The following is a 6,559-nucleotide window of genomic DNA, read 5'->3' on the forward strand; positions in this document are numbered from 1 at the left end:
TAACCCTCCTTCAAATTTTTAACGCAGTAAATGATAAAGAAAAACTTTTTAAGATCCACTCTGACTCACCTAAAGCCTGCCCACTTGGTAGCAAGATCGAGGGACTTTTAACTGGTCACTTCCTAAAAGCACAAGAAGCTTTAGAGGATAGTTTAAGAAGCATTACTTTACAAGATCTATTAGATGAGCTTATTGATTTATAAAATTTAAAAAGTAGGCAAACCAAGTTATAGAATTTAAAAAGTAGGCAGATATATAAAAAAACCAATCTATTTTATTTATTAGGAACGCTATGCGCTCCTAACTATTTTTATATATATTTTATGTAAGAATTTTTATAAATTCCTAGATTTTATTACTCTTTGCTTTTCTCTTTTTTAGCTTTGCTCTTTTTCTCTGCTTTATCTTTTGGGCTTTCTTTCTTATCTTTGACTTCTTTTACGCTATCTTTAGCACCATCTTTTTTCTCTTTTACTTCATCACTCTTTTTACTTACTTTTTGTTTTGTGTCATCTTTTTTAGATTTTGTTTTAGCTTTTGTTTCGTCTATCTTTGTAGTGCCTGATACTGATATATCTGATTTTAAATTTTCAAATGTCTTATCACCTATACCATTTACATTTTTTATATCTTCTATTGAGTTAAATTTATTTGCTTTTCTATACTCTATTATTGCATCTGCCTTTGAAGATCCTATGCCATCTAAACTCATTAACTCTTCTTTTGTGGCGGTGTTTAAATTTATGGCTGCTAGTAATGTAGAAGCTGCTGCTAATAGTGAGAATATAATCTTTTTCATTTTTGTCCTTTTTGGGTAAATTTGGGTTTGGAGTCTATCATATTTGGTGTTTTTAGTCAACACTCGCATAAAAACATAAGCTAAAAGATATTTATAAATGTAAAGATAAAAAGTCTAATTATTTAAAAATATAAATAAATTTTAGATTTGATATTTTGTTATAAATTAAGAAATAATACTAAAAGAAGATTGTTTAGATAAAGAAGATTAAAAATTAACAAAGCCCGCAACGACCTACTTTTCCAACATCCCAGTAAGGGAGAGTATCATCAGCCAGGACGAGCTTAGCTTCTTGGTTCGAGATGGAGCAAGGCGTTTCCTCGTCTGTATAGTCACGGGCAGTGTTAAATAAAAGATATATTAGATAAATCTCTTATTTAACACTACTTGATAAAGTTAAAAGTCATAAACAAAGTTTTGCAAAAACATATCTTATTAAGTTTTTATCCTTAACAAGGAAGTGATGCTTATAAAAAGATAAGCAGACGAGCTATTAGTACTGGTCAGCTAAAGGACTTTCATCCATTACACACCCAGCCTATCAAACACATAGTCTATATGAGCTCTTAAAAGAAGATTCATCTTGGAGTTGGCTTCCTGCTTAGATGCTTTCAGCAGTTATCACATCCCAACATAGCTACCGAGCGGTGCTCTTGGCAGAACAACTCGTGCACCAGTGGTTGGTTCGACCCGGTCCTCTCGTACTAGGGTCAACTCTCCTCAATCTTCTTGCGCCCACGGCAGATAGGGACCGAACTGTCTCACGACGTTCTGAACCCAGCTCGCGTACCGCTTTAAATGGCGAACAGCCATACCCTTGGGACCTGCTCCAGCCCCAGGATGCGATGAGCCGACATCGAGGTGCCAAACCTCCCCGTCGATGTGAGCTCTTGGGGGAGATCAGCCTGTTATCCCCGGGGTACCTTTTATCCTTTGAGCGATGGCCCTTCCACACAGAACCACCGGATCACTAAGACCGACTTTCGTCTCTGCTTGACGTGTATGTCTCGCAGTTAAGCTGGCTTATGCCTTTATACTCTACGAACGATTTCCAACCGTTCTGAGCCAACCTTTGTAAGCCTCCGTTACATTTTGGGAGGCGACCGCCCCAGTCAAACTACCCACCAGACATTGTCCTACTTGAGGATAACTCAAGCTAGTTAGCTATCAGAATAAAAAAGAGTGGTATCTCAACAATGGCTCACCATAAACTGGCGTCTATGGATCAAAGCCTCCCACCTATCCTGCACATTTTTATCCCAATAGCAGTGTCAAGCTGTAGTAAAGGTCCACGGGGTCTTTCCGTCTTGCCGCGGGTAGGAGGAATTTTCACCTCCACTACAATTTCACTGGATCCCTCTTCGAGACAGCTCCCATCTCGTTACGCCATTCATGCAGGTCGATATTTAATCGACAAGGAATTTCGCTACCTTAGGACCGTTATAGTTACGGCCGCCGTTTACTCGGGCTTCGATCAAACGCTTCGCAGAGCTAACGTCATCAATTAACCTTCGAGCACCGGGCAGGCGTCACACCCTATACATCCTCTTACGAGTTAGCAGAGTGCTGTGTTTTTGGTAAACAGTCGGGAGGGACTCTTTGTTGTAACCTTCAATGCTTACGGAGTAAATCCTTAACAAAGTTAGGCACACCTTATACCGAAGATACGGTGCTATTTTGCAGAGTTCCTTGAAGAGAGTTCTTCCACGCGCCTTAGAATACTCATCCCACCCACCTGTGTCGGTTTACGGTACGGGCAACTATAACTAAACTTAGAAACTTTTCTTGGCTCGACAGTATCGGCAATTCGCTATCCATTCCGAAGAACTTCAAACGCCTGTGGGGTCTCGGCTTAAAAAGATCCGGATTTGCCTGAATCTTAACCTACACCTTTCGACTAGCACTACCATCCGCTAGCTTGCTTAACTCTAAGCGTCCTTCCATCGCACATTATAGTTGGCATTGGAATATTAACCAATTTTCCATCGCATACCCCTTTCGGACTTTGCTTAGGACCCGGCTAACCCTACGATGACGAGCATCGCGTAGGAAACCTTGGGTTTACGGCGTTGGGGATTCCCACCCCAATTATCGCTACTCATGCCTGCATGCTCACTTGTATTCGCTCCAGCACTCCTTACCGGTATACCTTCAACGCAAATACAACGCTCTCCTACCACTTAGTAAAACTAAGTCTAAAGCTTCGGTACTCATTTTAGCCCCGTTATATTTTCCGCGCAGAATCACTAGACCAGTGAGCTATTACGCTTTCTTTAAAGGATGGCTGCTTCTAAGCCAACCTCCTGGTTGTTTAAGTAACTCCACATCGTTTTCCACTTAAATGAGATTTAGGGACCTTAGCTGTTAGTCTGGGTTGTTCCCCTCTCGACGACGGATTTTATCACTCGCCGCCTGACTGCCATGATTACACACTAGGTATTCGGAGTTTGATAGGGTTTGGTACATTGGTGTATGCCCTAGCCCATTCAGTGCTCTACCCCCTAGTGTTACTACATGACGCTATACCTAAATATATTTCGGAGAGAACCAGCTATCACGATGTTTGATTGGCCTTTCACCCCTATCCACAAGTCATCCCATAGCTTTTCAACGCTAGCGGGTTCGGTCCTCCACCGGCTCTTACACCGGTTTCAACCTGCTCATGGATAGATCACATCGTTTCGGGTCTGCAACGTCTGACTAAACGCCCTATTAAGACTCGCTTTCGCTACGGCTCCGGGTTTCCTTAACCTTGCCAGACATCACAACTCGCAGGCTCATTATGCAAAAGGCAGTCCATCACCCTGATAAATCATAGGGCTCTGAATGATTGTAAGCAAATGGTTTCAGGTTCTATTTCACTCTGATCACCTCAGTTCTTTTCACCTTTCCCTCACGGTACTTGTGCACTATCGGTCTAGTAGTAGTATTTAGGGTTGGATAGTGGTCTACCCAGCTTCAGACAGAATATCACGTGTTCCGCCCTACTCAGGATACTGCTAAGTAAAACAAAGCTTTCATATACGGGAGTATCACCCTCTATGCTTAATCTTTCCAAAATATTCTATTAGCTAAGTTTAGTCTATATTGCAGTCCTACAACCCCGTTAGTAAACTAACGGTTTGCCCTCTTACGCGTTCGCTCGCCGCTACTAGCGTAATCTCTTTTGATTTCTTTTCCTGAGGGTACTAAGATGTTTCAATTCCCCTCGTTCGCTCCATATTAGGTAGTTAAGCTCGCGCTTAACTGGGTTGCCCCATTCAGAAATTCCCGGATCAAAGCCCCTTGACGGCTCCCCGAGACTTATCGCAGCCTGGCACGTCTTTCATCGCCTCTACTAGCCAAGGCATCCACCACTTGCTCTTTGTAGCTTACCTTTTCTATATTAGATTATTCTAATTCGCATCACTTCCTTGTTAAAGATAACTTTATGTTACTAAATTTAAATCCCAGCTCTCAAGACGGAAAGCATTGACTACTATTTAGATAAGTTTTAAATCCTAAATAGATTGTGATGTCAAACTTTTGCATTAAATGCAAAGAGAATAGAAATTTAAATCTTTAACAAGTCCTGTAAAATTGTTTTTAAAACTTGCTTGTGACTATTAACAATATTAATTAAAAGAACATTTAGACAAAAGTCTAATTAGAAAGTTTAAATTTTTAAGCTCTCTAATTAGACTTAATATAGTTAAACTATTTTATGGTGGAGAATAGCGGGATCGAACCGCTGACCTCCTGCGTGCAAAGCAGGCGCTCTCCCAGCTGAGCTAATTCCCCAATTAAATTCTCTGGTGGGCCTAACAAGACTTGAACTTGTGACCTCACCCTTATCAGGGGTGCACTCTAACCAGCTGAGCTATAGGCCCCTATAGGTCTATCAATCTTTCAAAACTAAACAAGGATGATTGAGAATATCTTTCTTATAGATATCTTGTGAGAGAATATCTATATGTACTCTAGAAAGGAGGTGATCCAACCGCAGGTTCTCCTACGGTTACCTTGTTACGACTTCACCCCAGTCGCTGATTCCACTGTGGACGGTAACTAATTTAGTATTCCGGCTTCGAGTGAAATCAACTCCCATGGTGTGACGGGCGGTGAGTACAAGACCCGGGAACGTATTCACCGTAGCATGGCTGATCTACGATTACTAGCGATTCCGGCTTCATGGAGTCGAGTTGCAGACTCCAATCCGAACTGGGACATATTTTATAGATTTGCTCCATCTCGCGATATTGCTTCTCATTGTATATGCCATTGTAGCACGTGTGTCGCCCCGGACATAAGGGCCATGATGACTTGACGTCGTCCACACCTTCCTCCTCCTTACGAAGGCAGTCTCATTAGAGTGCTCAGCCGAACTGTTAGCAACTAATGACGTGGGTTGCGCTCGTTGCGGGACTTAACCCAACATCTCACGACACGAGCTGACGACAGCCGTGCAGCACCTGTCTTAACATTTCTGCAAGCAGACACTCTTCTATCTCTAGATGATTTGTTAGATATCAAGTCCGGGTAAGGTTCTTCGCGTATCTTCGAATTAAACCACATGCTCCACCGCTTGTGCGGGTCCCCGTCTATTCCTTTGAGTTTTAATCTTGCGACCGTACTCCCCAGGCGGTATACTTAATCCGTTAGGTGCATTACTGCCAAGACTAGCTTAGCAACAACTAGTATACATCGTTTAGGGCGTGGACTACCAGGGTATCTAATCCTGTTTGCTCCCCACGCTTTCACGCATTAGCGTCAGTTGAGTTCCAGCAGATCGCCTTCGCAATGGGTATTCCTGGTGATCTCTACGGATTTTACCCCTACACCACCAATTCCATCTGCCTCTCCCTCACTCTAGATTACCAGTTTCCCAAGCAGTTCTATGGTTAAGCCATAGGATTTCACAAGAGACTTGATAATCCGCCTACGCGTCCTTTACGCCCAGTGATTCCGAGTAACGCTTGCACCCTCCGTATTACCGCGGCTGCTGGCACGGAGTTAGCCGGTGCTTATTCGTTAGGTACCGTCATTGTTCTTCCCTAACAAAAGGAGTTTACGCTCCGAAAAGTGTCATCCTCCACGCGGCGTTGCTGCTTCAGGGTTTCCCCCATTGAGCAATATTCCCTACTGCTGCCTCCCGTAGGAGTCTGGACCGTGTCTCAGTTCCAGTGTGACTGATCATCCTCTCAGACCAGTTATGCGTCATAGCCTTGGTGAGCCATTACCTCACCAACTAGCTGATACAATATAGCCTCATCCTACACCGAAAAACTTTCCCTATCTAACTTATGTAAGACAGGAGTATAGAGTATTAGCAGCCGTTTCCAACTGTTGTCCTCTAGTGTAGGGCAGATTAGCTATACATTACTCACCCGTGCGCCACTAACTCATAAGAGCAAGCTCTTACTTGTCCGTTCGACTTGCATGTATTAGGCACGCCGCCAGCGTTCACTCTGAGCCAGGATCAAACTCTCCATATTAATTACCTATCAAAATTTATTTGATAGGATTTTATTATGAAGTTTTTAATCAAAAAACTTTTAGTTTTATTTATTAGTTTGTCTAATCTATTATAAATTATAAAATAATAGACTGGCTCAATCGATCACTTGTTTAGATTTCAAAGATTGACTAATAGTTTAACAATTGTAAGTTAAAAGAACAACGATAAAAAGAAAAGGCTTTATTAACCAATGAAGTTAAAGGTGGTTTCTTATTTCGTGAGCTGGAATTATATATGAGCAATACTTAAATATAGTTGAAATA

2 protein-coding genes, 2 tRNA genes and 3 rRNA genes are annotated in these 6,559 nt (G+C 42.0%); 1 reads left to right on the forward strand and 6 read right to left on the reverse strand.

Annotation, left to right across the window (positions count from 1 at the left end; genetic code table 11):
• Nucleotides 1-203 (forward strand): Rrf2 family transcriptional regulator (locus tag B9N66_RS09470; RefSeq protein WP_219336840.1); only part of this gene is annotated, 203 nt, incomplete at its 5' end.
• Nucleotides 204-355: 152 nt separating this feature from the next.
• On the opposite strand, the gene B9N66_RS10135 is transcribed toward B9N66_RS09470, so the two are convergent.
• The 6 genes from B9N66_RS10135 to B9N66_RS09500 all read right to left on the reverse strand — a co-directional run bounded on the left by B9N66_RS10135 (nt 356) and on the right by B9N66_RS09500 (nt 6,273).
• On the reverse strand, nt 356-799 hold the full coding sequence (locus tag B9N66_RS10135) for a ComEA family DNA-binding protein (protein WP_087580694.1): 444 nt from the start codon (nt 797-799) through the stop codon (nt 356-358).
• 221 nt (nt 800-1,020) lie between these two features.
• Nucleotides 1,021-1,139, reverse strand: a 5S ribosomal RNA gene (gene rrf / locus B9N66_RS09480).
• A gap of 133 nt (nt 1,140-1,272) precedes the next feature.
• Nucleotides 1,273-4,176, reverse strand: a 23S ribosomal RNA gene (locus B9N66_RS09485).
• A gap of 327 nt (nt 4,177-4,503) precedes the next feature.
• Nucleotides 4,504-4,579, reverse strand: a tRNA-Ala gene (locus B9N66_RS09490).
• A gap of 12 nt (nt 4,580-4,591) precedes the next feature.
• Nucleotides 4,592-4,668 (reverse strand) — tRNA-Ile (locus B9N66_RS09495).
• 94 nt (nt 4,669-4,762) lie between these two features.
• Nucleotides 4,763-6,273, reverse strand: a 16S ribosomal RNA gene (locus B9N66_RS09500).
• Together the 16S, 23S and 5S rRNA genes with 2 tRNA genes alongside form the textbook arrangement of a ribosomal RNA operon.
• Between the last annotated feature and the right edge of the window lie 286 nt (nt 6,274-6,559).

Source organism: Campylobacter concisus (assembly GCF_002165775.1).
Lineage (GTDB): Bacteria > Campylobacterota > Campylobacteria > Campylobacterales > Campylobacteraceae > Campylobacter_A > Campylobacter_A concisus_E.